Below are 25,387 nucleotides of genomic sequence, written 5' to 3'. Positions count from 1 at the left end.
GCCAAAAGCTGGCAAATCCGCCTAAGAGTCGACATATTCATATCGGGGCTATTCAATGACATATGCGCTGCGTTCTTCCGCCTCCCTGCTTGCGGGCATCGCGTTTTTGACCATCTGTTCGGCAGTTTCCGCCTCGGCGGAAGACCTGCAATTCTCCATCTACGGCGGCTACCAGACCGCGCCGCACAGCGGCGTCGATCTTTCCGACGGCACGAGTTTCACCGCCGGCTGGGAAGGCAAATCCTTCGGCAGCCCGCCTTATTACGGTGCCCGCGTCACCTGGTGGCTCGAGAACTTCAACAAGCCGAACTGGGGTATCTCGCTCGATTATACCCATGACAAGGTCTATGCGGACGACGATACGCTCGCCAAGGCCGGCTGGTCGCATTTCGAATTCACCGACGGCCTGAACCTCATCACCGTGAATGGTCTCTATCGCTTCCAGGATCCGACCCGCCGCTGGACGCCCTATCTCGGCGCCGGCATCGGCGTGAACATTCCGCATGTCGAAGTGATTCGCCCCGAGGGCAAGACCTGGGCCTATGAATTCGGCGGCGTGACGCTGCAGGCCCAGGCCGGCGTCGACTTCAAGGTGACCGAGCGCTGGTCGACCTTCGTCGAATACAAGGGAACCTATTCGCGCATCGACGTTCCGATCGACAGCGGCGTGGACCTGAAGACCAACATCTTCACGAATGCCGTCAACGTCGGCGTTTCATTCCACTGGTAAGGATAAATTTCGGCTGCGGCTCTATTTGGTGCCGCAGCTGACCTTGCCCTCGACGGCATAGGGCTTTTCGCCGCCTGCTATCGTCAGGGAATATGTGCCGCTGAAATTTGCCGTCGGCTTGCCGCGCTCGCCGGCAACGACCACCAGATCCAGCGTTGCGCCGTCGGTGTCATCTTCGCCGCCGTCAAAGACTTCCATGAACAGTTCGCCGTCACGCGACCAATGGTTGGTCAGGTGCTGCGATTCGAAAACACGCTTTCCGAACACGGCCTCCTGGGCCGGATCCTTGACGATCAGCGCGCCGCGGAAATGGTTGAGCTTGTGGCCGGCAGCGCTTTCGAAACCGCTTTCGAGTGTGAAGCGCGCTTCCTTGTCATCGGCGGAACAGAAAAAACGACTGTCGGCATGGGCAGTGCCTGCCGCACCGAGCAGTCCCGCAAGCACAATCATTCCACGCCACATCGCCTAACCTCCCGAGACAGCGTCCTTTGCGGCTCTCGAAAAGATGCGCGGCGCTGTAATAGACCTCAGCCTAACGGCAAACCTGTTAATTTTTCCGGCACAGCGCCGCCATAGGCCCAATCGAGAAGCTCCACCGTATGCAGGATCGGCATGCCGGTGCCGGTGGCGATCTGGGTGATGCAGCCGATATTGCCGGTGGCGATGATATCGGCCTTGGTGGCCTCGATGTTCTTGACCTTGCGCGCCTTCAGCGCGGCTGAGATCTCCGGCTGCATGATGTTGTAGGTGCCGGCGGAACCGCAGCAGAGATGACCTTCCGCCGGATCGCGCACCGTAAAGCCCGCCGCTTTCAGCAATTGCTTCGGCGCCAGCGTGATGCGCTGGCCGTGCTGCATGGAACAGGCGGAATGATAGGCGACCGTGATTCCCCTCGGCATGTGCGCCGGCAGGTCGAGGGTTGCGAGATATTCGGTGACGTCCTTGGCCAGCGCCGAGACCCTGGCCGCCTTGGCCGCATAGGCGGGATCGAGGCGCAGCATGTGGCCGTAGTCCTTGATCGTGGTGCCGCAGCCCGAAGCGGTGATGATGATTGCGTCGAGGCCCTGCCCGTCGATCTCGCGCGTCCAGATATCGACATTGGCGCGCGCACTTTCGAGCGCCTGTTCGGCGCGGCCCATGTGATGGACCAGCGAGCCGCAGCAGACCTCACCTTCCGGCATCACGACCTCGACGCCGAACCGCGTCAGCAGGCGGATCGCCGCCGCGTTGATGCCGGGATCGAGCACCGGCTGGGCGCAGCCGGAAAGGATCGCCACCCGGCCGCGCCGTTCCGTCTCGGGCCGATACGTGCCGGGCTTTGCAAGGTCCGAAGCGGCCGGGATCCGCCGCGGCGCAAGCGCCAGCATGGCGGCAAAGGGTTTCAGCGCGCCACCGCGCATCAGGCCGGCGAAGGGCCGGCCGAGACGGGCAAGATTGAGCGCCAGGCGGAAACGGCCGGGATAAGGCAGCACGGCGGCAAGGATGGCGCGCGTCAGCCGGTTCATGAACGGGCGTTTATAGGTCTTTTCGATATGAGCGCGGGCGTGATCGACCAGATGCATGTAATCGACGCCGGAGGGACAGGTGGTGACGCAGGCAAGGCAGGAGAGACAGCGGTCGATATGGGTGACGACCTCGGCATCGGCGGGCCGGCCATTCTCCAGCATGTCCTTGATCAGGTAGATGCGGCCGCGCGGGCTGTCGAGCTCGTTGCCGAGCGTCACATAGGTGGGACAGGTGGCGGTGCAGAATCCGCAATGGACACATTTGCGCAGAATCTGCTCGGATTCGGCGACATCAGGGTCGAGGAGCTGGGTCGGGGTGAAGTTGGTTTGCATCTAGCGGGACCTCCGCTTTGGGAGGATGCCAGGTATCGTCAGACCCATCTTATCCCTCATCCCATCTTCCCGGGATTAAATATGCCGGCCGGATCGAACTTTTCCTTCACCCGCCGGGACAACATCGCCACCGCCTCGGGCTCCGGGTGGAAGGCAGCGGTGACCGCCCTCGCCTCACCGGAGGCACGGATCAGCGTTGCGTGGCCGCCGCCGAGCGCCTTTATGTAGCGACGGACCAGTTCCGCTTCGGGGCCTGCCTCCAAGCGCATCCAGACGAGGCCGCCCTGCCAGTCGTAGAAGGCGTCGACGCCTGCTTCCAGGCGGAGTGCCGCGACCAGCTGATGGCCGGTGCCGGGGGCGACCGAGACGCGCCAGACCGGCCGAGCGGTGCCGTCGGCATAGGGCAGCACGTCGCGGATGTCCTGCCAGAGCCTGGAGCTTTCCGGCTGTTCCAGCCGCGTGACCGTGGCGAGGCCCGACATTGCCGCGGCAAGCTTTTCGATGCGCACGTCGACCGAACCCGGCAGGCCTTCGATGCGCAGAACCGTTGCCTCACCCTCGGGCAATTTGCCGGCGAGGAATTTCCACGTCACCGTCAGCGGCAGGTGGGCGGCACCTGAGACTTCCACCGGCAGGGCCATCGCCGCCGCCATGGCGTTTGCCGCCTCGGCATCGTTGAGACCTGATAGCACCACCGTCCGCTCCGTCTTCGGGCGCGGAGGCACACGGAAGGTGACTTCGGTGAGGAAGCCGAGCGTGCCATGCGAGCCCGCAATCAGCTTGGCGAGGTCAAGGCCGGTGACATTCTTCATCACCCGGCCGCCGGCCTTGATGATCTCGCCCCTGCCGTTAACGAAGCGCACGCCGAGCAGGCTGTCGCGGGCGGCACCTGCGATCAGGCGGCGCGGACCGGAGACATTGGCAGCGAAGACGCCGCCGATGGTCGGCTCGCCCGATGTGCCCATCACAGGGCGATGATCCATCGGCTCGAAGGCGAGCATCTGGCCGCTCTCCGAAAGTGCCGCCTCGACCTCGGCAAGCGGCGTGCCGGATCGGACGGTCATGACCATTTCGCCGGGGTTGTAGGCGACGATGCCGGAGATTTCGCTCGAGCGCAGCCGGTCTTCGGCGGCAACCGCATTGCCGAAGCCCGACCGGCTATCGCCGCCGCAGATTGCGAGCGGCCGGCCGCTCTCCGCATGGGCGCGGACGATCGCCGACGCCTCTTCCTCGGTCTTGGGCATCAGATCGATCATGCGGCGGGACGCCCTTCGAGCGGGAAGACCTTCGACGGATTGAGGATCCAGCCGGGATCGAAGGCGGCGCGCGCCGCCATTTGCTGGGCGAGATCCACCTCGGAATATTGGTGCCGCATCAGGTCGCGCTTCTCGATGCCGACGCCATGTTCGCCGGTGAGGCAGCCGCCGGCATCGACGCAGAGCCTCAGGATATCGTTGCCGGCGGCTTCGGCGCGGGCGGCATCCTCCGGATCATTGGCGTTGAAGAGGATCAGCGGATGCATGTTGCCGTCGCCGGCATGGAACACGTTGGCGACGCGCAGGCCGTAATGATCGACGATCTCGGCGGTTCTTTTGAGCACGTGGGAGAGCTGGCTGAGCGGCACGGTGCCATCCATGCAGATATAGTCAGCGATGCGGCCGGTGGCGCCGAAGGCGGATTTGCGACCTTTCCAGATCAGCGCCGCCTCGGTCGCCGACTGGCATTCGCGCACGGTCTTGACAGCGTGCTGGCGGGCGATCTCGACGATGTCCTTCAGCGCGGCGTCCATCTCCGCTTCCGATCCCTCGACCTCGACGATCAGCAGCGCGCCGACATCGAGGGGGTATCCAGCATGGGCGAAGGCCTCGCAGATCTCGATCGCCGGCTTGTCCATGAATTCGATCGCAACCGGGATGATGCCGGCGGCAATGACATCGGCAACGCAGGCGCCGGCCTCCTCCGAATTCTCGAAGCCGAAGAGCACCGGGCGCGCGCCTTCCGGCTTGGCGATCAGCCGCACCGTCGCCTCGGTGACGATGCCAAGCTGGCCTTCATGGCCGCAGACGAGGCCGAGCAGATCGTAGCCTGCCGCATCCAGCGCCTTGCCGCCAAGCTCGATTACCGTGCCGTCGACCAGCACCATCCTGACGCCGAGCAGATTATTGGTGGTGACGCCGTATTTCAGGCAGTGGGCGCCGCCGGAATTCATGCCGATATTGCCGCCGATGGTGCAGGCAAGCTGCGAACTCGGATCGGGTGCATAGAAAAAGCCGTCCGCGGAGACGGATTCGGAAATGTTGAGATTGGTGACGCCGGCCTGGACCACGGCGACGCGGTTCGACAGATCGATTTCGAGGATGCTGTTCATCTTCGACAGGCCAAGAACGACAGCATCTTCCTGCGGAATGGCGCCGCCGGAGAGTGAAGTGCCGGCGCCGCGCGGCACGACGGGAATGCCGTAGCGATTGCAATAGCGCATGACGGCAGAAACCTCGGCCGTGGTGCGCGGCAGGGCAACGGCGAGCGGCAGGCGGCGGTAGGACACGAAGGCGTCGGTTTCGAACGGCACCAGCTCGCGCGCCTCATGCACCAGGCATTCCGGCGGCAGAAGATCGGTCAGATCGGCGACGATCTGGGCTCGGCGCGCCAGCACGTCGGCGCGAGGCTCGAGAAACGAAATGGCGTCGGACATGGCGTTCTCCCTGGCCCTGACGACGGGGAATGACAGCGGGAAGATGACAACAGAAACCGGCCGCGACCTCCCTGCCGCCGATAAACCGGCTTAGCACTTTCCCGAAAGTGGCGCAAATGCTAAGCACTTATGCCAAAAGGGGAAAAAGTCACAAAACCGTATGACCAATCTGGGTGATCTCGAAATCTTTGCCAAGGTCGTTTCGACCGGAAGCATGTCGCTCGCCGGGCGGGCGCTCGGCTTTTCGCCGGCCGTCGTCTCCAAACGGATCAAGCGACTGGAGGACCGGCTCGGCACCCGGCTTCTGCAACGCACGACACGGCAGATCTCGCTGACGGAGGCCGGACAGGGCTTCTACGACCGCGTTCTCGGCATTCTCGCCGGGCTCGAAGAGGCGGAGTTCTATATTTCCGGCCGCTCGGCGCAGATGCACGGCACGCTGAAGATCTCGGCCCCGACCTCCTTCGGGCGCATGCATATCGCGCCGCATCTGAAGGATTTCATGGAGGCGCATCCGGAGCTTGCGATCAACCTGGTGCTGACCGACGAATTCAGCGACATCGTCGGCGGCGGCTTCGATCTGGCGATCCGCATCGCCGAACTCACCGATTCGAGCCTCGTTGCCCGAAGGCTGGCGCCGGTGCGCCGGCTGCTCTGCGCTTCGCCGGACTACCTTGCAGCGCATGGCGAGCCGAAGCACATCGACGAGCTGAAACACCATCGCTGCCTGCCGGCGCACAATAACGACACCTGGCGGCTGAAGGGGCCGGACGGGGCGCTGAGTCTCAGGCCGGAAGGTTTGCTGATCACCAATTCCAGCGAGGTGATCCGCGAGGCTGTCATCGCCGGTCTCGGGATCGCGCTGCGCTCCACCTGGGATATCGGCGAAGAGCTCAAGAGTGGCCGACTGGTGCAGGTGCTGCCGGCCTATGAGAGCTCGCACAATGTCGCGCTGTCGGCGGTCTATCCCAGCCGGCAGTTTCTGCCGGCCAAGGTGCGGCTGTTCATCGACTATCTGGCAGAACTTTATGGGCCTATCCCCTATTGGGAGCGCTGATGGCGCCGCCGGTTCAGCGCGCCAGCCTCTCGATGACGAGATCCAGCAGGGCGCGCAGCCGCGCCAGGCGCTTCATGTCGCGGTGATAGCCGACCCAGGTGTCGCGGCCGGGCGGCGGTTCACCGAGATCGACCAGTTCGATGGTCGCAAGAGAATCGCCGAGCGGCCGTGGCAGGACGGCGAGCCCGGCTCCATTGGCACAGAGTGCCGCCTGCACGTCGCGGCTGTTGCTGCGCATGACGATGCCGGCCCGCGGCAACAGGCGCTGCAGCCAGCCGACATCCGGCATGTCGCCGAAAGCTTCGTCCATGGTGACGAGGCGGGTGCCCGCGCCGTCGCCGGCTTCGGGGTGCGGCGCGCCGCGGCTGATGTAAAGGCCGTATTCGATATGTATGAGCTTGCGCGATATGACCTCCGCTTCCGTGAAAGGCTGAATACGGAAGACGAGGTCGGCTTCACGTCGCGACAGGCTGAGAAACCGACTGTCGGTCAACAATTCGACCACCACCTTCGGATGGACTTGCGAGAATTCCGCCAGCACCGGTGAAAGCACATGCGCACCGAACCAGTCGGATGAGGACAGCCTGAGAAAACCATCGAGCTGACGGCTGCCGCCGGCAAGGACGCGCTCGACGGCGAGCGCCTCCTCCTCGATCCGTTCGGCGCCGGCGAACACGGCCGCACCTTCATCCGTCAGGACGAAGCCATCGGTCGTGCGCTGAAAGAGCATCTGGCCGAGAGAGGTTTCAAGGGCACGCAGCCGCCTGCCCATCGTCGGCTGCGTCAGTCCGAGGCTGCGGGCTGCTGCCCCCAGCGTACCGAACCGCGCGATCGCCAGAAACAGCTTGAGGTCGCTCCATTCCATCGTTCGCATCCGCCAAACAAAAATGCATGGACTTCAGTCGTTATCTTTCATTTTCATTCGCGTTTCAATGGACCATCTTCTTCCAGAACAAACTCATTGCGGAGGTCTCTACAGACACCGCACTGCGAATGAAGGAGAGTTCCATGTCCGTAAAATCAACGATGAAAGCGTTGCTGGCGGAAGCGCCGAATTCGCCATTGCGCAACGCCGATATTGCAAGACCGGTGCCCGGCGAAGGCCAGATTCTGGTACGCGTCAAGGCAAGCGGCGTCAATCCGCTCGACCTCAAGATCCGGGCCGGCAATGCGGCCCATGCCCGCCACCCGCTTCCCGCCATTGTCGGCATCGATATGGCCGGCATCGTCGAAGAGATCGGGGCTGGCGTCAGCGGTTTCCGCCAGGGCGACGCGGTCTACGGCATGACCGGCGGGGTCGGCGGCATTCAGGGATCGCTTGCCGAATTTGCAGCTGTCGACACCGCACTGCTGGCGCCAAAGCCGCAGAATCTGTCGATGCGCGAGGCAGCCGCCCTGCCGCTGATCTCGATCACCGCCTGGGAAGGGCTGGTCGACCGCGCCGGGGTCAAGGCCGGCCAGAAGGTTCTCGTGCTCGGCGGCGGCGGTGTCGGCCATATCGTCGCGCAGATCGCCAAGGCTGTGGGAGCCGAGGTCTATGTCGTCGACAGTGCTTCGAAAGCGGACTATCTCGCCGGCCTTGGCGCAACGCCGATCGATCGTGATGCGGAAACGGTTGAAACCTACCTCGCAAGACATACCGCCAGCAGGGGTTTCGATCTGGTCTACGATACGATCGGCGGCCAGGGGCTCGATACGGCATTCCGAGCGGTCAGCCAGTTCGGCCATGTCGTCAGCTGCCTTGGCTGGGGAAGCCACGCGCTGGCGCCGCTCTCCTTCAAGGCCGCCACCTATTCCGGCGTCTTCACGCTGCTGCCGCTTCTGACCGGCGAGGGACGCGCCCATCACGGTGAGATCATGCGGGAGATGACGAAGCTCGTCGAAGCCGGCAAGGTTATACCGAAGCTCGACCCGCGCCGCTTCAGCCTTGCCGATACAGATGAGGCGCATCGGCTGATCGAAGAGCGGCAGGCGGACGGAAAGCTCGTCGTCGAGATCGACTGATCTTAATCCGTCGGCTCTTAATCCGTCGGCGGAACTAGCGCGTCAGATCGAGATAGGCGTTCGCCACCAGCGCATCGATATCGGAGGGCACAGGCACGAGGCAGGATTGGGCACCGGCTTCGCCTCGGGCGATGCGCTCCAGGCAGCGGGCCTGAAGGGTGAAGCCGAGATCCATCGATTCGACGGTATTGCCGAGCGGCCGCGGGCCGGCGAGATTGGCCATGTGGCCGCCGCCAAGTAGATGGAAGGAGCGGCCGTCGCTGAGATGGAAGGTCTCGATGTGATCGGCCTCATAGCGGTCGATGCCGACGACATCGGGATGGCGGCGGAAAGCCTCGACATCGATCTCATGCGGGAAATGGCCGCCATTCATCAGGATCGCGCCGTCCTTGACAAGCGGCAGGTCGGCCGCCGTCACGATAGCGGCAAAACCAGTGACGGTGACGATGATATCGGCCGAGCGGATCGCAGCGTCGCGTAGCGGCGTGACGAAGCCGTCGAGATGGGCTTCGAGCGTCGTCACCGGATCGATATCGACGACGCTGACGGTGGAAAAGGCATTGCGGAAACAGGCAGCCGTGCCCTTGCCGCACGCGCCGTAGCCAAAGACCGTCACGCGTTTGCCGTTGGTGGAGCGGTTGGTGAAGCGCAGGTAGCTTTCGAACAGGCTCTGGCCGACGGCATGCCTGTTTTCGGCGAACTGCTTGATCGGGCTGTCGTTGATGACGAGGATCGGCATGTTCAGGCGCTCGCGCAGCAGCAGCAGCCGGGTGCGGCCGGAGGTGGTTTCCTCGGTGCCGCCGCGGAGATTGGCGTAGGGTTTTTCCGCCGCAATGGCGAAGAGATCGCCGCCATTATCGAGCAGCAGATCCGGCTTTTCGGCGATGACCGCTTCGAGGCTCTGATGATGCGCGGCGGGATCGGTCGTCTGCGTCGCGAAGACCGTGATGCCTTGGGAACGCAGGAATTCGACCGTCGACGGCTGGGTGCTGTTGAGATTGCCGGTGCAGACGAGCCGCGCGCCGCCGGCGCGAAGCGTCATCAGCAGCGCCACCGTCTTCGGCTCGAGATGAATGCCGGTGCCGATCGACAGACCTTCGAAGGGACGCGTCCGCTCGAATTCGGCCGCCGTCGCCTTGAGCAGCCGGCAGCTGTTGCCGATCCAGTCGATGCGGGTTGCGCTCTTTTCCATCATCTCTTTCCTATTTGCGTGTTGGTGCTGTTTTTAGCGGAGCAACAGGACTGCGAATATGGAAGTAATTCTGACGAATGGGCAGAAAATCTGCCCTTTCAGGCCGGTGTCCCGCAACGGAGCAACCAGCTGGCCAAGGCGGCAAAGGCAGGCCGTTTCGCATCCGGCGTGCGGCAGCAGAGGCTATAGCCCGATGGCCGGGAGATGAAGCCATAGGGCGCGACCAGATGCCCGCGCTGAAGATCGTCTTCGATCGACGCGCGCGGGGCAAGTGCGATGCCAAGCCCGGAGCGGGCGGCACCCAGCGCCAGCAGCAGATCCTCGAATTCCTGGGCGCGGGAAAAGACGACCGGCGGCGTGCCGCTTTCGGTAAACCATTCGTCCCAGAGCTTCGGAACGCTGCGGCTGACAAGCATCGTCAGCGCGCCCATCGCCGCCGGGGCGCTCGATAGTGTCGCGGCAAGCGAAGGCGTCGCGATCGGGCCGAATTCGTCCGCCATGAATCGCAGGGCGGTGATGCCTGCGGCCGGCCGATATTCGCCGCCCATGATCACGGCGTCCAATTCCGGGTGCATCTGCAGCGGCTCGACCATGGTCATCGGCACGATGTCGACGGTATCGCCGAGGCTCGCCTGCATGTCTGCTGCGCGCGGCATTAGCCACCAGACCGCGAAGGCGGAGGGCACGCCAAGGCGGATGCGGCCCGGCACGACGCCTTCGAGTTCCGAAGCGGCGCGCAGCAGAATGTCGAAAGCCGCGCTCGAAGCCTGGGCGAAAGCGCTGGCCTGCGGGGTCGGGACCAGCCTGCGGCCGTCACGCGTGAAGAGCTTGCGGCCGAAGTGATTCTCCAGCGTCGCGATCTGCTGGCGTACGGCGCCGCGCACCACCTTCAGCTCTTGGGCAGCCTTCAGAATGCTGCCGTGACGGCAGACGGCCTCGAAGGCGCGGACGGCATTGAGCGGTGGAAGGCGCATGAGGACGACATTCGCAAAATCATTGTGGATCACTAGATCTCGCCATTGAACGAAAGGCAAGATCACGCCATATTGTACAGCTGTGCAATATGACGCATTCGAGACAGGGTGTGACGGATTTTCCGAACCTGTCCCACCTCGATTTCCCTATGAATGGCGATCAGATCGCGTTTCGCGTCGTGCTGCGCCTTTTGAAATGCGTAAGCTTTCCGTGATATACGTATATGAGTGATTCCTAACGACGACTGCGAAGGTGACCCGACCATTGACTCTTTTCGCCCGACTGGCTTCCGATGTGCAACTGATGTTCCGGCGTCCGCCGCGACAGCAATATGGTGCGCTCTGCTATCGAGCGAAGAAGAAGAGCGGTGAGATCGAGGTGCTGTTGATGACGAGCCGCGACACCGGCCGCTGGGTCATTCCCAAGGGCTGGCCGATGACGCGCAAATGCGCCCATGAGGTCGCGATGCAGGAAGCCTTCGAGGAAGCCGGCGTCCGAGGCGTCGTCGAAACGGAAACGCTTGGCGCCTACACCTATTCGAAGGTGCTGCGTGACGGGGTACAAGTGATCTGCAAAGTGCAGGTCTATGCGCTAGAAGCCACCGACATGGCGAAGAACTTCAAGGAAAAGGGCGAGCGCCGGATCGAATGGGTTTCATTCGACGAAGCGGCCGGGCGCGTGCATGAACCGGAGCTCCGCCACCTTTTCCTCGCCTTCAAGCAAAGGATGGGCGACAGGCTTGCGGCCAAGGCGGCGAAGCAAATTCCAGAAGTGAGACAAATTCCGGCGGAATGAATCCTGCCATCTTGCACTGCTAGGAAAGCAGCGTAGAAGCAGATTCATCCTCAGGAACAAGAATGCCGCCACGTCCCGCAGTCCTCACAAAACGTACGCTCGACAAGGACCTCGACAAGATCACCCATGCCGAGGACGTGGCGAAGCATGTTTTGCGGCGGCTGGTGACGCCTGGACTCGGGCTGATCTTCCTCGGTCTGGCCATGCTCTTTGCCGGTGTCTATATGTTCGACCGGCCGGGAGCAGTGCTCGTCGTGGCGGCGGCAGCCCTTGCCGGCTACATGGCGCTGAACATCGGCGCCAATGACGTGACCAACAATGTCGGTGCCGCCGTCGGTGCGCGCGCCATGACGATGGGCCAGGCACTGGTCATCGCTGCGATTTTCGAAGTTCTTGGCGCCACGGTCGGCGGCGGCGAGGTCGTCAAGACGATTTCGGCAAACATCGTCGACGCCGTCCAGGTACCGCCGGCGCTGCTCGGCTGGATCATGATGGCGGCGCTGATGGCCGCAGCTCTCTGGATCAACCTCGCAACCTGGATGAACGCGCCGGTTTCCACCACCCATGCGATCGTCGGCGCGGTTATCGGCGCCGGCATCTCAGCTGTCGGGCCTGAGCCGGTGAACTGGCGGGTGATGTTGGAGATCACTTCGAGCTGGATCACCTCGCCGCTGATCGGCGGGCTGATCGCCGCCGGGCTGCTTTATCTCGTCAAGACCCTGATCATCTACCGCGAGGACAAGGTCGCGGCGGCTCAACGCTGGGTGCCGGTGCTGGTCGCGGTGATGGCCGGCGGCTTCATGGCCTATATGGTGCTGCAGCTCTCGCCCCCGGGCAGGTTCCCGCCGCTGACCGTCCTCCTCATCGGGATCGGCATCGGGCTGGTAGGCTGGCTTGCCGCCCGGCCGCTCGTTGTCACCCAAGCGCGGGCTCTCGAAAACCGCAACAGCTCGCTGCGGACGCTGTTCCGGCTGCCGCTGATCGGCTCTGCGGCGCTGCTTTCCTTCGCGCATGGCGCAAACGACGTTTCGAACGCGGTCGGGCCGTTGTCGGCGATTGTCCAATCGGTCGGCATCGGTGGTGGCGGCGGCATTGGGCATCCGCCGCTCTGGGTGATGCTGATCGGCGCCTTCGGCATCTCCGTCGGCCTGCTGCTCTTCGGCCCGCGCCTGATCCGCCTGGTCGGCGAGGAAATTACCAAGCTCAATCCGATGCGGGCCTATTGCGTCGCGCTGTCGACCGCCTTCACTGTCATCGTCGCCTCCTGGCTCGGCCTGCCGGTCAGCACCACGCATATCGCCGTCGGTTCGGTCTTCGGCGTCGGATTCTTCCGCGAATGGTACACGCGCCATTCCAAGCGTCGCATCGCCTATATAAGGCGCAGGGCCGAGAGCTGGGACATCGACGAACCGGAAGAGCCGAATATCCACGAGACACGGCGGCGCTATCTCGTGCGCCGTTCGCATTTCATGACGATCATCGCCGCCTGGATCGTCACCGTGCCGGTTTCGGCAGCGCTTGCGGCAATGATTTATTGGGTTATGTTCGCGCTCTTCGTCTGAGATCCCGAGTTTTTTAAATGCGCGCCAATTTCCGTATGCAACGGCTTTTCGTCGACGCGCCGCTTTCCAGCGGCGCCGTCGTGGAGGCGAATGCCGATCAGTTCAACTATCTCGGCAATGTGCTGAGGATGGAGGAAGGTGCGGAGATCCTGCTCTTCAACGGCCGCGACGGCGAGTGGAAGGCGACCCTTACCTTCCCCACGCGCAAACGCATCCTTTTGACGGCTACCGAAGAGACGCGGCCGCAGCCGCAGCCTTGCGACCTGCACTATCTCTTTGCGCCGCTCAAGGTCGGCCGGATGGACTACCTCGTGCAGAAGGCGGTCGAAATGGGAGCCGGCCTGCTGCAGCCGGTCATGACCCAGCACGTCCAGGGCAAGATCACCAATCTCGACAAACTGCGCGCCAACGTCGTCGAAGCGGCGGAGCAATGCGGCATCCTCGGCATCCCCGATGTGGCCGAGCCTGTGAGGCTTCTCGACCTGCTCGACCACTGGCCGAGCGAGCGCCGCATCATCTATTGCGACGAGGGCGATGCCGGGCAAAACCCGCTGCCGGTGCTGTCTGCGATCAGGGAAAGACATCTCGCTTTGCTCGTCGGGCCGGAAGGCGGCTTTTCGGAAGAGGAACGGGCGCGGCTTCGAAGCCTCGATTTCGTCACCGCCATTCCGCTCGGACCGCGCATCCTGCGGGCCGATACGGCAGCTGTTGCGGCCCTGGCGGTGGTGCAGGCGGCGATCGGCGACTGGAATTGACCTCGAAAACGGGTTGACATGGAAATCGGCGCTATTTTTTTGATGCGTCGTTGAAAGAATTTCACTTGCAACATAGGTGGCTTGGGTCCAAATCACCCTTCCAATTGCCCGGCCCCCTGGGCGCCTTTTTGAATACAGGTATCCCGCATGGCCCGCGACACTACCGACCAGACACCGCTCTCTTCGGTCCAGGATCTGACCGATTATATCGCCGCGGGCAACAAGCCGCGGGAGCGCTTCCGGATCGGCACCGAACACGAGAAATTCGCCTTCTTTCGCGCCGACAACAGCCCGGTTCCCTATTTCGGCGATGCCAGCATTTCGGCCCTCCTGACCGGCCTGCAGAAAAAAAGCGGCTGGGAGCCGATCACCGACGGCGGCAACATCATCGGGCTTGCCGAGCAGAACGGCATGGGCGCGATCTCGATCGAGCCCGGCGGCCAGTTCGAACTATCCGGCGCACCGCTGGAGACGATCCACGAGACCTGTCGGGAATCCAACCAGCATCTGGCGACGCTGCGCGAAATCGCCGAACCGATGGGCATCCGCTTCCTCGGCATCGGCGGCAGTCCGAAATGGACCTATGCGGAAACCCCGCAGATGCCGAAATCACGCTACGAGATCATGACCCGTTATATGCCGAAGGTCGGCACCCAGGGTCTCGACATGATGTACCGCACCTGCACGATCCAGGTGAATCTCGATTTCTCCTCGGAAGCCGACATGCGCAAGAAGATGCGTGTCTCGATGAAGCTGCAATCGCTGGCGACCGCGCTTTTCGCATCCTCGCCCTTTACCGAGGGCAAGCCGAACGGGCTGCTCTCCTGGCGCGGCGATATCTGGCGCGATGTCGACAACCGGCGCGCCGGCCTGCTCGATTTCACCTTCCGCGACGATTTCGGCTTCCGCGACTATGCCGAATGGGCGCTCGACGCGCCGATGTATTTCATCGTCCGCGACGGTCGCTATCACGACTGCACCCATGTCACCTTCCGCCAGTTCATGAACGGCGCATTGAAGGGCGAGGTCGCCGATCCGGCGCCGACGATGGGTGACTGGACGAACCATCTTTCGACACTTTTCCCCGACGTGCGGCTGAAGCGTTTCCTCGAAATGCGCGGCGCCGACGGCGGCCCGTGGCGGCGCATCTGTGCCTTGCCGGCCTTCTGGGTCGGCCTGCTCTACGACGATGCCGCACTCGAAGCCGTTGATGAGTTGACGAAGGATTGGAGCTTTGCCGAGATCAGCGCCCTGCGCAATGCCGTTCCGGCCGAAGCGCTGAAGGCACAATTTCGCGGACATCCGCTTTTCGACATGGCGCGCGAAGTGGTCGGCATATCAAGGGCCGGCCTCAAGGCGCGCGGCAGGCTCAACCGGGAAGGCCAGGACGAGAGCATCTTCCTGGCGCCGCTCGAAGAAGTGCTTGCCAAGAAGGCGACGCTCGCCGAGGATCTGCTGTCGCTCTATCACGGCCGCTGGCAGGGTTCCGTGGAACCGGTGTTCCAGGACTATCAGTACTGAACTGAGGCCTGAATAATTCCCTAAATCGGAACCGATTCAAGGAATATGCAGTGGCAAGCTGTGGTCACTGCGCCTGCGCGCGATTCCTGGCTTCGCGCGATCTTGCCGTGCGACGGGCGGGCCTCAGTTCCTCGATCGCCGGCAGCCACCACTCGGCGTCCTGAACTGGTGGCGTCTTCGCAGGCCAGGTGCGGACGAGTTCTTCCAATGTGGGCACCCGCCAATATCCCCAAACATGATCCTCGGTCACGCCGGCATAGAAGTCCGTAACGACGTTCGGGTCGACCAGTTCACCTGAGATTTCGGTAAAGACGACGATTCCGTAGGCGGTGACCACGGGACGACCTATCGGCGGCAAGTCGTCGCTCTGAAGCGGGTAGCGATGACGCTTCCGTTCCGCAGAGCGGAGCTTGCTGCGCACATCCTGTTCTGTTCCCTTCCGCTCCTCGGCTCGACGTCGTCTTTCTTCCGGCTCGTTTCTGCACGCCGCCGCCTCGATCTCCGGCCACCGGCGTCTGAGTTCCTCATAGGACCGGAAGGGAACGTGCCATATCTTGAGATCGCCGTCCCATCGCGAGAATGGCACCTCGCGCAATTCGTCGACGACGGTCTTTGAGTACGGCGTGCGAATTCGAAAGCCCGCCTTGCCGAGTTCAAGGTAAGGACTGTCGATGGGATCGAAGGCGAAGGCGTCGCGGCCCTTCGCATCTGCATGGGCGTCGGCTTCGACCTCCATCTCGGCAAGCCATCGCCCGATGCGGCGGGACGCCGTCCGCCCGGGAACGAACCAGGCCTTGCGGGCATCATTCCAGCGGGCTCGGGGGAAGCGTCTTCGGAATTGTTCGACGGTCATCCTGTCATAGGGGAAGGAAATGTCGGCGCCCGGCTTCGCACCGTCTTCACTCGGCGGCGCCTCGTCGTGACCAGTGGAGGATTTGGTTTCGGCCATGGAAGAAGAACGCCGGTGCGCAGGGATCGGTTTCCGGTGAGGATATCATATAGGCCGACGGAGGGTGACGGCCGGCCGTCGTTATGGCCGCATTCGCCCCGTCAGGCTAAGTTCTTATGGCAAAAAGCCGTTTGCGCATTGCCATTTCCGGTTATAGTGGCGTTACAACACGTCACGACCGGGGAAAGGAACTTCCATGCTGCCACTCTTCGACATGATGATGCAGGCGCAGAACGGCGCGGCGATGGAGGCGATCGCCCGGCAGTTCAACCTTGCGCAGGAGCAGGCGACGAAGGCGATGGCGGCGCTGATGCCGGCCTTTTCCGCCGGGCTGAAACGCAGCACCAGCAATCCCTATGATTTCGTCGGGCTGATGCAGGCGGTCTCCTCCGGCAACTATGCGCGATATTTCGAGGATATGAACCGGGCCTTCACGCCGGAGGGCATTTCCGACGGCAACAATATCCTTGCTCAACTCTTCGGTTCGAAGGAGGTTTCGCGCGCGGTCGCGGCCCAGGCCGCGCAGATGACCGGCATCGGCCAGGACATTTACAAGCGGATGCTGCCGGTGCTCGCCGATACGCTGATGGGCGGGTTGTTCAAGCAGACGACCGGCCAGATGGCCTCGCCGGTCAACCCCTTCGTCAACTCCGCGATGAACGAGACCATCCAAAAGTGGCTGGAAAGCACCGGCTTTGCGCCGAAGCCGAAGACGTCCCCGGAACCCAGCATCTTCGACAATCCCTTCACGCAGGCGATGCAGCTGATGTTTTCGGCGCCGAAGCCGGAAGCGACATCTCAACCGAACCCCTTCCTCGACAATCCCTTTGCCAAGGCTTTCCAGGAGATGATGGGCGGGCTCGGCCAGCAGCCGGCGGCCCCAACCAAGACCAAGACGCCGGAGGCGCCGAAGGAAGAGACGAAGGTCAATGCTGACAGCTATACCGAGATGCTGAACGCCATGTTCGACAGCGGACTTGAAGTGCAGAAGAACTACCAGCGGAACCTGGAAGCGATCTTCGAAACCTATCGGCCGAAGCCCTCCTCGGAAAAGAGCGAATAGCGCTCTGAAGCGCGTCGCGATCCTTCAGATTCGCTTGCCACGCTTTAGGTCCTTGGTTTCGCGCATATCGTTGCCGCAAAACCGCGACACACTTTTGCGCGACATGCTTTAGATTCTTGCGCATGTCGTTATCGCAAAACCGCGACACACTTTTGCGCGACATGCTTTAGCGCATAAAAAAACCCGGAGATGGCTTGGGAAAGCCGATCACCGGGTCAAGCGGCAGGGCTATTGGCTATCACCCTGCGGGGAAACTTAACGCTCCTGCTCCTCGTAGGGGCGCAAGAACGACGACAGGCGCCAACGATTGCGCGCCGAGCGCGTCAGATGTTCCGACGGGTCTTCGAAGAAGGTCGACGCCAGGAACGCGGAGGTTAGGTCGGCCCTGCTAAGGCCGATATCCCTCAGCTGAGCGTCGCTCAGATCGTGCAGCGTGTTGATCTCCATTCGATTGCGGAACCCGCGAAAGAGGGAGGTCAGCGGTGCGAGGCCTGCTGCCAGACGCTGGGGAAACGTCGGGGTGAGCTTGCCGCAGTCGAGTTCTATTGTTCTGTCTGTCATCCGCATGGGACTCTCCTTTCTTTCGATTTTCTTTCAGGCGCGCAACAACCCACCCCTCCCGCGAGGTCGCACGGGAAGGAGCAAGGCTGAATTGGCTCGGACAGGCAGGGTGTCTGTCCTTCACTTTGCTTGATTTGCATCCCGAAGATGCCAAAGACCTATTGATCAGTCCAACGAATGTTTCTAATGATTATCATCAGCTATCTTTATGGGTGACAACATGTCCGCGCCTCTTGATCTCGACCAATTGCAGACTTTCATCGCCATCGTCGATTCCGGCAGCTTCACCAAGGCCGCCGACAGGGTCTACAAGACCCAATCGGCCGTCTCCATGCAGATGCGCCGTCTCGAGGAGCGCATCGGCAAGCAGCTGTTCATCAAGGACGGCCGCGGCAACCGGCTGACGGTCGAGGGCGAAAAGCTGCTCAACTATGCCCGACGCATCATCCGCCTCAACAATGAGGCGATCGCCGCCTTCGACGACAACAGGCTGGAGGGGACGCTGCGCATCGGCACCCCGGACGACTACGCCGACCGCTACATGCCTGAAATCATCGGGCGCTTCGCCAAGACGCATCCGAATGTCGAGCTCTATATCGTCTGTGAGCCCTCGGTGGATCTTGCCGAACGCATGCACAAGGGCGAGCTCGACATAGCGCTTGTGACCCACAATCCGCGCGAGCGCATGTCGGATGTGGTGAGAACCGAGCCGCTCTGCTGGGTGGGCTCGGCCAACCATCCGATCCGCGACGACGCGCCGGTGCCGCTTGCCGTCGGCCGGCGCGATTGCCAGTGGCGCCAGCTCGCCTGCTCGGCGCTCGATGCTGTGGGACGCGAGCACCAGATCCTGTTCACCAGCTGGTCCTGCACCGTCGTTGCCGCCGCCGTGCTTGCCGGCATGGCGGTTTCGGTGATGCCGGAATCGGCACTGCGGACGGGCATGAAGGTGTTGAGCCAGGCGGACGGCTTCCCGGCGCTGCCGCCGGTGCAGATCGGCATCATGAAGCGACCGGGCGTTTCGCTCTCGCTGATGAACGCTATCACGGCGCATATCACCGCCTGCCTCGACAACATCACGCCCACTGTCGTCGATGACAGCCTCGAGGCAGACGTCAAATCCGCCCACGCGCGCCTTTATCCGCGGCTGAAGGCGGCCAATATGGTACCAAGCTGGTAAGAGATCAGGCGGCGCGCGCCACGGTCGTGGCGAAAAGGGAGGCGCGGATGACGCGCTTCCACTCATCGAGCATACGCCGCGCCAAGGCCTCCTCGCTGACGGCGGCAAGCCGGATGACGGCGCCGATCAGGTGGCTGAACAGGTAAGTGCGCGCATACATTTCTTCGTCGCAAAGGTCGGGAGCCAGCTGACGCACGGCGTCACGGAAGATGCCGGCGACGTGACCGCTGTGCTCGATATTCAGTTGCAGCAGATCCTGATCGGTCTCCGTTCCCATCCAGACGCCGAGATAAACGGGATCGTTGTGGTAGGAATCGTAATACCAGTCGATGGTGGCGCAGACGACGTCCAGCGCCTGGTCGATTGACTGTACGTCAGCAAACATCGCCGCCATCTTCGCCTGGATCGCCGAGGCGTGCTGGTCGAACAGGGCTTTGACGATCGCCGCCTTCTCCGGGAAATACTGGTAGACCGAACCGATCGGCACCTTGGCGGCGATGGCGAGTTCCGTCATCCGCATGGCGCTGACGCCCTTTTCGGCGATGATCTTGGCGGCGGCGGCGAGAATGAGGTCCAGCCTCTGGATGCTGCGCTCCTGCTTCGGCTTCCTGCGCAAGCCGATCCGATCCATGCTTTCCGCGCCCATGTCGTTCCCATTCTTTTTGTCGCGACGGAGGCATATGCCAGCCAGCGCGTCGGGCGGGTATGACATGCAAGCCTTCACCTGCCGTAAATGGAACCGTTCAGATTTTAACGGTCGGCAAAAGCCTGTGAAATCAAGGTCTCACAGCATATAGCGGGGATTGACGGAACATCGAAAAGACCTCGACAGGTTGTGCCATCCTCCCTCAGAGAAGAGAGACAGTCATCGCGTTGTCGAGGACATCGAGCACGGCCTCCTATTGGCTGCGATCGACGCAGGTTCAGCCGATTGCCATCCAAACGGCGAGCCAGATCCACATGGCAGCGAGTACGGCATAGCCTGCCGCAAAAAGCGGGCTGCGATAGCGCAATTCGTTGCTGGTGACGTGGACGGCGGCGTGAGCATAACGCAGGACGACGAAGGCCCAGGCAAGCCCGACGGTGACGATATTGTCGGCGTCCGTGATATAAAGAAGAATGCAGCAGACATGGAAGAGCACAGGCAGTTCGAACTGGTTGGCGAGACAGTTCTTGACGACGAGGCTTTCGGCCGGCTCGCTGCGGTTTTCGCGATAATCCGATTTCGCGATGCCGCCGGCACGGACCATTTTTGCGCGCCGAAGCCCAAGAAGCGCGTAAAGACCATAGACCAGGGCCACATGGGCAAGGAGTGGCCAGAAGATTTGATAGCCGGTCATGTGTGGCCGTTTCCTTTCCGCTTCCGCTTTCGACGCGAGCATTAGCTGAAAGGAAAGCCGGATGCCAGCGCTGCCCCGCATCGGCACCGGCGTTGCCAAATGCATGCCGTCCAGGCGTACCGGTTTTGCAATCCGTCACGGTGTTGGGTGGATTACCCGGCGCTTCAGTCCCGGCGCGGTGAGAGCCAGCGGGCGATGGCGAGCCGAGCGATGAGGATGAAGCAGATGGCGAGGCTTGCGAATTTCAATCGCGTCATCCAGGGCAGCAGGTACGTTGCAAGACCTGCATCCGCCCCGTTGCCGAAGGCGATGAGGCTCGAGATGTTTTCGCCGTAGTCGGCGATGCCGTAGATGAACGGCAGCAGGTAAACTGCCTTGCCGACAAACGGATGCACCGATTGACCGAACCACGAACCGACAGGACCGAGCTTGAGGAAGGCGAGGAACAGCAGCGCCGTCAGCAATGCCGGGAAGATCAGCTCCGGCCCGAAATACATGGCGCGCAGCAGCCTGGTCGCCGTCTCGTTCTCATCGAGCAGCTTCTGCATGTGGAAGACCGCCGACTCGTCGTAACCAGCGAAATAGGTATCGAGCACCGCTTGGCCGGTTTCGTGCTTGAACGGAACGACGAAGCCGAAGGTCGTCCAGGCGAGCACGGCAAGGCAGAGGGCTGCGAGCAGCGAGACGACCCAGAGAGGAATCCCGCTGCCCGCCTTCATGGTCAGAGGCCGGCGCCTGGATAGTTCGGGCTCTCGCGGGTGATCGTCACGTCATGGGCGTGGCTTTCGCGAAGACCGGCACCGGAGATGCGCACGAAAGTCGCCCGCTCCTGGAAATCCTTCAGATCCTTGCCGCCAACATAACCCATGGCCGCCTTGAGGCCGCCGGCGAGCTGGTGGATGACGCCCGAGACCGGCCCCTTGTACGGCACCTGGCCTTCGATCCCCTCAGGCACGAGCTTCAGCGTGTCGCGCACCTCAGCCTGGAAGTAACGATCGGCCGAGCCGCGGGCCATGGCGCCGACGGAGCCCATGCCGCGATAGGCCTTGAAGGAGCGTCCCTGGTAGAGATAGACCTCGCCCGGGCTTTCATCGGTGCCGGCAAGCAGCGAGCCGATCATGACGGCGGAAGCGCCGGCAGCGATCGCCTTGGCAAGATCGCCGGAGAACTTGATGCCGCCATCGGCGATGACGGGCACGTCCTGATCATTCGCGGCCTGAACCGCCGACATGATCGCGGCGAGCTGCGGCACGCCGACGCCGGCAACGATGCGCGTGGTGCAGATCGAACCCGGACCGATGCCGACCTTGACGGCATCCGCGCCGGCATCGATCAGCGCCCTGGTGCCGTCATAGGTGGCGACGTTGCCGGCCATGATGCGCACCGAGTTGGAAAGCTTCTTGACGCGGCTGACGGCATCGAGGACGCGCTGCGAATGGCCATGGGCGGTATCGACGACCAGAAGGTCGACGCCGGCCTCGATCAGCCGCTCGGCGCGCTCGAAGCCGTCGTCACCGACGCTGATGGCGGCCGCGGCGCGAAGCCTGCCCTGTGCATCCTTGGAAGCGTTCGGGTTCAGCTGCGACTTCTCGATGTCCTTGACGGTGATGAGGCCGACACAACGGCCTTCGGTATCGACCACCAGCAACTTCTCGATGCGATGCGAATGCAGCAGGCGCTTGGCCTCCTGCTGATCGACGTTTTCCTTGACGGTGACCAGATTGTCCCTGGTCATCAATTCGTGGATCTTCTGTTCCGGATCGGAAGCGAAGCGGACGTCGCGGTTGGTCAGGATGCCGACGAGGCGACCGGACTTCTCGACGACAGGGATGCCGGAAATGCTGTAGGACTTCATGAGCCCGAGCGCATCGGCAAGCGTCGCATCGGGGCCGATCGTCACCGGATTGACGACCATGCCGCTTTCAAACTTCTTCACTTGCCGGACCTGCTCGGCCTGCTCGATCGGCGTCAGGTTGCGATGAATGACGCCGAGGCCGCCGGCCTGGGCCATGGCGATCGCCAAGCGGCTCTCGGTGACGGTATCCATGGCGGATGAGATGATGGGGATGTTGAGTTCGAAATCCCGGGCGATGCGGGTGGAGATATTCGTCTGGCCGGGCATGACCTCGGAATGTCCCGGCTGCAGCAGCACGTCGTCGAAGGTAAGCGCGTCTGCGCCGGTTGCCGTTTCAATGATGCGTGCCATGGCCAAATTCCTTCGTTTAATAAAAATGCGACCCTGTCCGGAAACGAATCGTCCGCCCCGGCGGTCTGCATGGGTTGCTTGGAAGTTGGCGAGGGCTGGTAACACGTCTATGACAGGAAGGAAATAGCAAAAAGCCCGGCATGTCCGCCAGGCTCGTCATGGGTGCCATGCGCCCAGAGCATTTCGGGAAAAGCGCTAAGCACTTTTCCGTTCGAAATTGCATAAAAACAAGAAGTTAGAGCGGCCCAGCGCTTCCGTGAAAGGCTGAACCGCTTCGGATTAGATGTCGAACTGATAGGTCTTCGGCACGAAGCGATAACCGCCATCCTGCCTCTCGACGAAGCCGACTGCCGGGAATGGCATGTGATAACCGAGGAAGGCGATCTTTTCGGTCGCGATCATCTCGAAAACCTTGCGGCGGGTGGCGGCTGCCTGCGTCTTGTCCATGTCGAAGCGCACCTCCCAATCCGGCCGCAGCAGCGACAGGATATAATGGTTGGCCGTATCGCCTGTGAGCACCAGGCGTTTGCCCTCGGATTCGACGTGGAACACCATATGGCCCGGCGAGTGGCCGGACGCCAGCATCGCAGTCACACCGGGTGCGACGCTATCACCGTCCTTAATAAAGGTGGTCTTCTCGGCGAGCGGCACGACATTGGCGAGCACCGCCTTGTGGCCGCCCTCGGCCGGTGTGCCCTCACGTGCCTTGTCCGACCAGAAATCATATTCCGCCTGGCCGACGACATAGCGGGCATTCTTGAAGGCAGCCGCGCCGCCTTCCATCAAGCCGCCGATATGATCGCCGTGCAGATGGGTGAGCGCCACCAGCGTGACGTCGTCGGCCGAATATCCTGCCGCCTTCAGGCCTTCTGCAAGCTGGCCGGCGCCGCGTGCACGGCCGCCAGCGCCGAAGCCGGTATCGACGAGGATGACGTCCGAACCGGTATCGATGAGAGCCGGCGAATAGCCATTCATGAACTTGTCGGCCGGCAGGAAGTTTGTAGTCAGCAACGCCTTGACCGTTTCGGGATCCTGATTGGTGCCGAAGGTTTCATAGGGCTTTTCGACAATGCTGGTGCCGTCGCGGACGACGGTGAACTTATAGGAACCGAGCTTGAATTGATTGATCTCAGGCAAAGGCGTTCCATCCATATGATTGTGTGCTCCAGTTGCGGCCGCTTCGGCCTTCTCTCTTAAAACGACCGGCGCCGCCAGCAGGCCAAGACCTGCGGCAAAAAGGGTGCGCCGCTTTATTCCCGACGAAATTGTCATATGTCCATCCTTCATGACGTGCAGGCCTTCATGACGTGCAGGTGCGCCACCGCACGGCCCCCAGTGTCGATTCCGGCCGGATTTCTTGCCCCGGCCAGGTAAACATATGTCAATCTTGACAAGCGACGTTAATGCGCAAGCCGTCTCACGCAGACGTGAAGCAAACGTGTCATCGGCCCGGATTTGGGGATTGGCAGAACCCGCAGCTGGGACTAAACAGCACCGGCCTTCCCCGCTCCATTCCGCGCCCATCAAGGCTCCCGCCTATGAATCGCATCGTCCCGCTGATCCTTGCCGTCGCCCTCTTCATGGAACAGATGGATTCGACCGTCATTGCGACGGCGCTGCCGGCGATCGCGGCGGATCTCAATGTCGGGCCGATCACGCTGAAGCTGGCGCTGACCTCCTACATGGTGGCGCTGGCGGTGTTCATCCCGGTCAGCGGCTGGATGGCCGACAGGTTCGGCGCCAAGAAAATCTTCCGCCTTGCCATCTCGGTCTTCGTCATCGGCTCGATCTTCTGCGCAATTTCGTCCAACCTCATCGAATTCGTGTTTGCCCGCTTCCTGCAGGGCATGGGCGGCGCGATGATGACGCCGGTCGGCCGCCTCGTGCTGGTGCGCACGACGCAGCGCAGCGATCTGGTCTCGGCCATGGCGCTGCTCACCATCCCCGCTCTTGTCGGCCCTCTCACCGGCCCGCCGCTCGGCGGCTTCATCACCACCTATTTCAGCTGGCACTGGATCTTCCTGATCAACGTGCCGGTCGGCATCATCGGCATCTGGCTTGCGACGATTTTTCTGCCGGAGGTGGAAGCGACGGCGCCGCCGCGGCTCGATTTTACCGGTTTCGTGCTGACCTCGCTTTCGGCTGCAGGCGTCGTCTTCGGCCTGTCGGTGGTCAGTCTGCCGGCCCTGCCGCCGATCATCGGCGTCACCGCCACCTTGATCGGCCTCATCTGCGGCGTCCTCTACGTGCGCCATGCCAAGCGGCATCCGGCGCCGATCCTCAATCTCAACCTGTTCAAGAACCCGACGTTTCGGGCCTCCACCTTGGGCGGCATGCTGTTTCGCATTTGCGTCGGCGCCATGCCCTTCCTGACGCCGCTGATGCTGCAGCTCGGCTTCGGGCTGACGCCGTTCCAATCCGGCCTCATCACCTTTGCAGGCGCGATCGGGGCGATCACCACCAAGTTCATGGCGAAGCGCGTCTTCGCCGCCGCCGGCTTCCGCACAACGCTTCTCGGCGCCGCCATGGTGACGACCCTGGTGACTGTCGCCACCGGCCTGTTCACGCCGTCGACGCCGCACCTCGTCATCATCGGCGTCCTGCTGCTCGGCGGTTTCTCCCGCTCCTTCATGTTCACCGGCGTCAACGCGCTTGCCTTCGCCGATATCGAAGATTCGGAAGCCAGCCAGGCGACATCGATGAGTTCGGTGATGCAGCAGGTCAGCCTGGCGCTCGGCGTTGCGGTCGCCGCCGCGATCCTGGAGAGCTCGATCTATTTCCGCGGCGAAGCGCTGCAAGTGGCCGATTTCCACCTCGCCTTCTATATCATCGCCGGACTGACCGTCATTGCGACCATTCCCTTCATCCGGATGGACCGCAATGCCGGCGCACTCGTTTCCGGCCACCGCTCCAAGGCAATAACCGCAGCAACTGTTGAAGCCGAACAGCACGCGGTGAAATAAAGCGTGT

Annotated in this window: 24 protein-coding genes; 10 read left to right on the top strand and 14 right to left on the bottom strand. The window is 62.4% G+C overall.

Translation table 11 applies throughout. The features are described from left to right. The first annotated feature begins 55 nt into the window (after positions 1-55). Positions 56-730, top strand: a complete 675-nt coding sequence (locus RL_RS04535) for an outer membrane protein (protein ID WP_011650614.1) — start codon at positions 56-58, stop codon at positions 728-730. A 21-nt stretch (positions 731-751) separates the two neighbouring features. Here RL_RS04535 and RL_RS04530 read toward each other — a convergent pair whose 3' ends face one another. The 4 genes from RL_RS04530 to RL_RS04515 form a co-directional block, all read right to left on the bottom strand. Then, complete coding sequence (locus RL_RS04530; RefSeq protein WP_011650613.1) at positions 752-1,192, bottom strand: hypothetical protein; 441 nt, start codon at positions 1,190-1,192, stop codon at positions 752-754. A gap of 65 nt (positions 1,193-1,257) precedes the next feature. Beyond that, positions 1,258-2,568 carry a glycolate oxidase subunit GlcF gene (gene glcF, locus RL_RS04525; RefSeq protein ID WP_011650612.1) on the bottom strand — a complete coding sequence of 437 codons (1,311 nt, stop codon included), beginning with the start codon at positions 2,566-2,568 and terminating at the stop codon, positions 1,258-1,260. 56 nt (positions 2,569-2,624) lie between these two features. Then, positions 2,625-3,824: a glycolate oxidase subunit GlcE gene (gene glcE / locus RL_RS04520; protein WP_011650611.1), complete on the bottom strand. Its 1,200-nt coding sequence runs from the start codon at positions 3,822-3,824 to the stop codon at positions 2,625-2,627. Next, on the bottom strand, positions 3,821-5,260 hold the full coding sequence (locus tag RL_RS04515) for an FAD-linked oxidase C-terminal domain-containing protein (RefSeq protein WP_011650610.1): 1,440 nt from the start codon (positions 5,258-5,260) through the stop codon (positions 3,821-3,823). Before RL_RS04515 ends, glcE begins: the two co-directional genes overlap by 4 nt. Positions 5,261-5,420: 160 nt before the next feature. Here RL_RS04515 and RL_RS04510 point away from each other — a divergent pair, with 160 nt between their 5' ends. Further along, the gene (locus RL_RS04510; RefSeq protein WP_028743750.1) at positions 5,421-6,317 is read left to right on the top strand and encodes a LysR family transcriptional regulator; all 897 of its coding nucleotides are present in this window, start codon (positions 5,421-5,423) and stop codon (positions 6,315-6,317) included. Positions 6,318-6,330: 13 nt separating this feature from the next. On the opposite strand, the gene RL_RS04505 is transcribed toward RL_RS04510, so the two are convergent. After that, positions 6,331-7,182, bottom strand: coding sequence for a LysR family transcriptional regulator (locus tag RL_RS04505; protein ID WP_011650608.1), 852 nt, complete (start codon positions 7,180-7,182; stop codon positions 6,331-6,333). Between the two features lie 143 nt (positions 7,183-7,325). On the opposite strand from RL_RS04505, the gene RL_RS04500 reads away from it, so the two are divergent. Then, the gene (locus RL_RS04500) at positions 7,326-8,321 is read left to right on the top strand and encodes a zinc-dependent alcohol dehydrogenase family protein (RefSeq protein ID WP_011650607.1); all 996 of its coding nucleotides are present in this window, start codon (positions 7,326-7,328) and stop codon (positions 8,319-8,321) included. Between the two features lie 34 nt (positions 8,322-8,355). Here the strand turns inward: RL_RS04500 and RL_RS04495 are convergent, their stop codons facing one another. Beyond that, on the bottom strand, positions 8,356-9,513 hold the full coding sequence (locus tag RL_RS04495) for an adenosylhomocysteinase (protein WP_011650606.1): 1,158 nt from the start codon (positions 9,511-9,513) through the stop codon (positions 8,356-8,358). A gap of 98 nt (positions 9,514-9,611) precedes the next feature. Then, complete coding sequence (locus RL_RS04490) at positions 9,612-10,520, bottom strand: LysR substrate-binding domain-containing protein (RefSeq protein WP_028743752.1); 909 nt, start codon at positions 10,518-10,520, stop codon at positions 9,612-9,614. Positions 10,521-10,752: 232 nt separating this feature from the next. Here RL_RS04490 and RL_RS04485 point away from each other — a divergent pair, with 232 nt between their 5' ends. The 4 genes from RL_RS04485 (at position 10,753) to RL_RS04470 (ending at position 15,121) form a co-directional block, all read left to right on the top strand. Beyond that, a complete protein-coding gene (locus RL_RS04485) occupies positions 10,753-11,283 on the top strand; it encodes an NUDIX hydrolase (RefSeq protein WP_011650604.1) in 531 nt (176 codons plus the stop codon). Between the two features lie 62 nt (positions 11,284-11,345). After that, positions 11,346-12,845 (top strand): inorganic phosphate transporter, encoded by a 1,500-nt coding sequence (locus RL_RS04480; RefSeq protein ID WP_011650603.1) that lies wholly within the window; start codon positions 11,346-11,348, stop codon positions 12,843-12,845. 17 nt (positions 12,846-12,862) lie between these two features. Next, the gene (locus tag RL_RS04475; protein ID WP_011650602.1) at positions 12,863-13,600 is read left to right on the top strand and encodes a 16S rRNA (uracil(1498)-N(3))-methyltransferase; all 738 of its coding nucleotides are present in this window, start codon (positions 12,863-12,865) and stop codon (positions 13,598-13,600) included. 147 nt (positions 13,601-13,747) lie between these two features. Beyond that, positions 13,748-15,121 carry a glutamate--cysteine ligase gene (locus tag RL_RS04470; protein WP_011650601.1) on the top strand — a complete coding sequence of 458 codons (1,374 nt, stop codon included), beginning with the start codon at positions 13,748-13,750 and terminating at the stop codon, positions 15,119-15,121. A 64-nt stretch (positions 15,122-15,185) separates the two neighbouring features. Here RL_RS04470 and RL_RS04465 read toward each other — a convergent pair whose 3' ends face one another. Beyond that, positions 15,186-16,070: a hypothetical protein gene (locus tag RL_RS04465; protein WP_011650600.1), complete on the bottom strand. Its 885-nt coding sequence runs from the start codon at positions 16,068-16,070 to the stop codon at positions 15,186-15,188. A gap of 196 nt (positions 16,071-16,266) precedes the next feature. Here RL_RS04465 and RL_RS04460 point away from each other — a divergent pair, with 196 nt between their 5' ends. Continuing rightward, the gene (locus RL_RS04460; RefSeq protein WP_011650599.1) at positions 16,267-17,133 is read left to right on the top strand and encodes a DUF937 domain-containing protein; all 867 of its coding nucleotides are present in this window, start codon (positions 16,267-16,269) and stop codon (positions 17,131-17,133) included. A 255-nt stretch (positions 17,134-17,388) separates the two neighbouring features. Here the strand turns inward: RL_RS04460 and RL_RS04455 are convergent, their stop codons facing one another. Then, positions 17,389-17,700, bottom strand: a complete 312-nt coding sequence (locus RL_RS04455) for a DUF1127 domain-containing protein (protein ID WP_003545730.1) — start codon at positions 17,698-17,700, stop codon at positions 17,389-17,391. 214 nt (positions 17,701-17,914) lie between these two features. On the opposite strand from RL_RS04455, the gene RL_RS04450 reads away from it, so the two are divergent. Beyond that, positions 17,915-18,871 carry a LysR substrate-binding domain-containing protein gene (locus RL_RS04450; protein WP_011650598.1) on the top strand — a complete coding sequence of 319 codons (957 nt, stop codon included), beginning with the start codon at positions 17,915-17,917 and terminating at the stop codon, positions 18,869-18,871. 4 nt (positions 18,872-18,875) lie between these two features. Here RL_RS04450 and RL_RS04445 read toward each other — a convergent pair whose 3' ends face one another. The 5 genes from RL_RS04445 to RL_RS04425 form a co-directional block, all read right to left on the bottom strand. Beyond that, entirely contained in the window at positions 18,876-19,517 is a 642-nt protein-coding gene (locus RL_RS04445) for a TetR family transcriptional regulator (RefSeq protein WP_011650597.1), read from the bottom strand. Between the two features lie 277 nt (positions 19,518-19,794). Further along, positions 19,795-20,211, bottom strand: coding sequence for an MAPEG family protein (locus RL_RS04440; RefSeq protein WP_011650596.1), 417 nt, complete (start codon positions 20,209-20,211; stop codon positions 19,795-19,797). A 164-nt stretch (positions 20,212-20,375) separates the two neighbouring features. Continuing rightward, positions 20,376-20,930, bottom strand: a complete 555-nt coding sequence (locus RL_RS04435; RefSeq protein WP_011650595.1) for a membrane protein — start codon at positions 20,928-20,930, stop codon at positions 20,376-20,378. A 2-nt stretch (positions 20,931-20,932) separates the two neighbouring features. Then, a complete protein-coding gene (guaB, locus tag RL_RS04430) occupies positions 20,933-22,417 on the bottom strand; it encodes an IMP dehydrogenase (protein ID WP_011650594.1) in 1,485 nt (494 codons plus the stop codon). A 279-nt stretch (positions 22,418-22,696) separates the two neighbouring features. Beyond that, positions 22,697-23,689, bottom strand: coding sequence for an MBL fold metallo-hydrolase (locus RL_RS04425; RefSeq protein WP_041936530.1), 993 nt, complete (start codon positions 23,687-23,689; stop codon positions 22,697-22,699). A gap of 266 nt (positions 23,690-23,955) precedes the next feature. On the opposite strand from RL_RS04425, the gene RL_RS04420 reads away from it, so the two are divergent. After that, a complete protein-coding gene (locus RL_RS04420) occupies positions 23,956-25,380 on the top strand; it encodes a DHA2 family efflux MFS transporter permease subunit (protein ID WP_011650592.1) in 1,425 nt (474 codons plus the stop codon). Positions 25,381-25,387: the final 7 nt, after the last annotated feature.

This window comes from Rhizobium johnstonii 3841, assembly GCF_000009265.1.
Lineage (GTDB): Bacteria > Pseudomonadota > Alphaproteobacteria > Rhizobiales > Rhizobiaceae > Rhizobium > Rhizobium acaciae.
The sequence above is the reverse complement of the archived record's forward strand: the minus strand, read 5'-3'. Positions and strand labels throughout refer to the sequence as shown.

Excerpts from the sequence above, each read along its gene's own strand:
- RL_RS04535 (WP_011650614.1), top strand. The coding sequence starts at position 56 with ATGACATATGCGCTGCGTTCTTCCGCCTCCCTGCTTGCGGGCATCGCG.
- RL_RS04530 (WP_011650613.1), bottom strand. The coding sequence starts at position 1,192 with ATGTGGCGTGGAATGATTGTGCTTGCGGGACTGCTCGGTGCGGCAGGC.
- glcF (WP_011650612.1), bottom strand. The coding sequence starts at position 2,568 with ATGCAAACCAACTTCACCCCGACCCAGCTCCTCGACCCTGATGTCGCC.
- glcE (WP_011650611.1), bottom strand. The coding sequence starts at position 3,824 with ATGATCGATCTGATGCCCAAGACCGAGGAAGAGGCGTCGGCGATCGTC.
- RL_RS04515 (WP_011650610.1), bottom strand. The coding sequence starts at position 5,260 with ATGTCCGACGCCATTTCGTTTCTCGAGCCTCGCGCCGACGTGCTGGCG.
- RL_RS04510 (WP_028743750.1), top strand. The coding sequence starts at position 5,421 with ATGACCAATCTGGGTGATCTCGAAATCTTTGCCAAGGTCGTTTCGACC.
- RL_RS04505 (WP_011650608.1), bottom strand. The coding sequence starts at position 7,182 with ATGGAATGGAGCGACCTCAAGCTGTTTCTGGCGATCGCGCGGTTCGGT.
- RL_RS04500 (WP_011650607.1), top strand. The coding sequence starts at position 7,326 with ATGTCCGTAAAATCAACGATGAAAGCGTTGCTGGCGGAAGCGCCGAAT.
- RL_RS04495 (WP_011650606.1), bottom strand. The coding sequence starts at position 9,513 with ATGGAAAAGAGCGCAACCCGCATCGACTGGATCGGCAACAGCTGCCGG.
- RL_RS04480 (WP_011650603.1), top strand. The coding sequence starts at position 11,346 with ATGCCGCCACGTCCCGCAGTCCTCACAAAACGTACGCTCGACAAGGAC.
- RL_RS04475 (WP_011650602.1), top strand. The coding sequence starts at position 12,863 with ATGCGCGCCAATTTCCGTATGCAACGGCTTTTCGTCGACGCGCCGCTT.
- RL_RS04470 (WP_011650601.1), top strand. The coding sequence starts at position 13,748 with ATGGCCCGCGACACTACCGACCAGACACCGCTCTCTTCGGTCCAGGAT.
- RL_RS04465 (WP_011650600.1), bottom strand. The coding sequence starts at position 16,070 with ATGGCCGAAACCAAATCCTCCACTGGTCACGACGAGGCGCCGCCGAGT.
- RL_RS04460 (WP_011650599.1), top strand. The coding sequence starts at position 16,267 with ATGCTGCCACTCTTCGACATGATGATGCAGGCGCAGAACGGCGCGGCG.
- RL_RS04455 (WP_003545730.1), bottom strand. The coding sequence starts at position 17,700 with ATGCGGATGACAGACAGAACAATAGAACTCGACTGCGGCAAGCTCACC.
- RL_RS04450 (WP_011650598.1), top strand. The coding sequence starts at position 17,915 with ATGTCCGCGCCTCTTGATCTCGACCAATTGCAGACTTTCATCGCCATC.
- RL_RS04445 (WP_011650597.1), bottom strand. The coding sequence starts at position 19,517 with ATGGGCGCGGAAAGCATGGATCGGATCGGCTTGCGCAGGAAGCCGAAG.
- RL_RS04440 (WP_011650596.1), bottom strand. The coding sequence starts at position 20,211 with ATGACCGGCTATCAAATCTTCTGGCCACTCCTTGCCCATGTGGCCCTG.
- RL_RS04435 (WP_011650595.1), bottom strand. The coding sequence starts at position 20,930 with ATGAAGGCGGGCAGCGGGATTCCTCTCTGGGTCGTCTCGCTGCTCGCA.
- guaB (WP_011650594.1), bottom strand. The coding sequence starts at position 22,417 with ATGGCACGCATCATTGAAACGGCAACCGGCGCAGACGCGCTTACCTTC.
- RL_RS04425 (WP_041936530.1), bottom strand. The coding sequence starts at position 23,689 with ATGACAATTTCGTCGGGAATAAAGCGGCGCACCCTTTTTGCCGCAGGT.
- RL_RS04420 (WP_011650592.1), top strand. The coding sequence starts at position 23,956 with ATGAATCGCATCGTCCCGCTGATCCTTGCCGTCGCCCTCTTCATGGAA.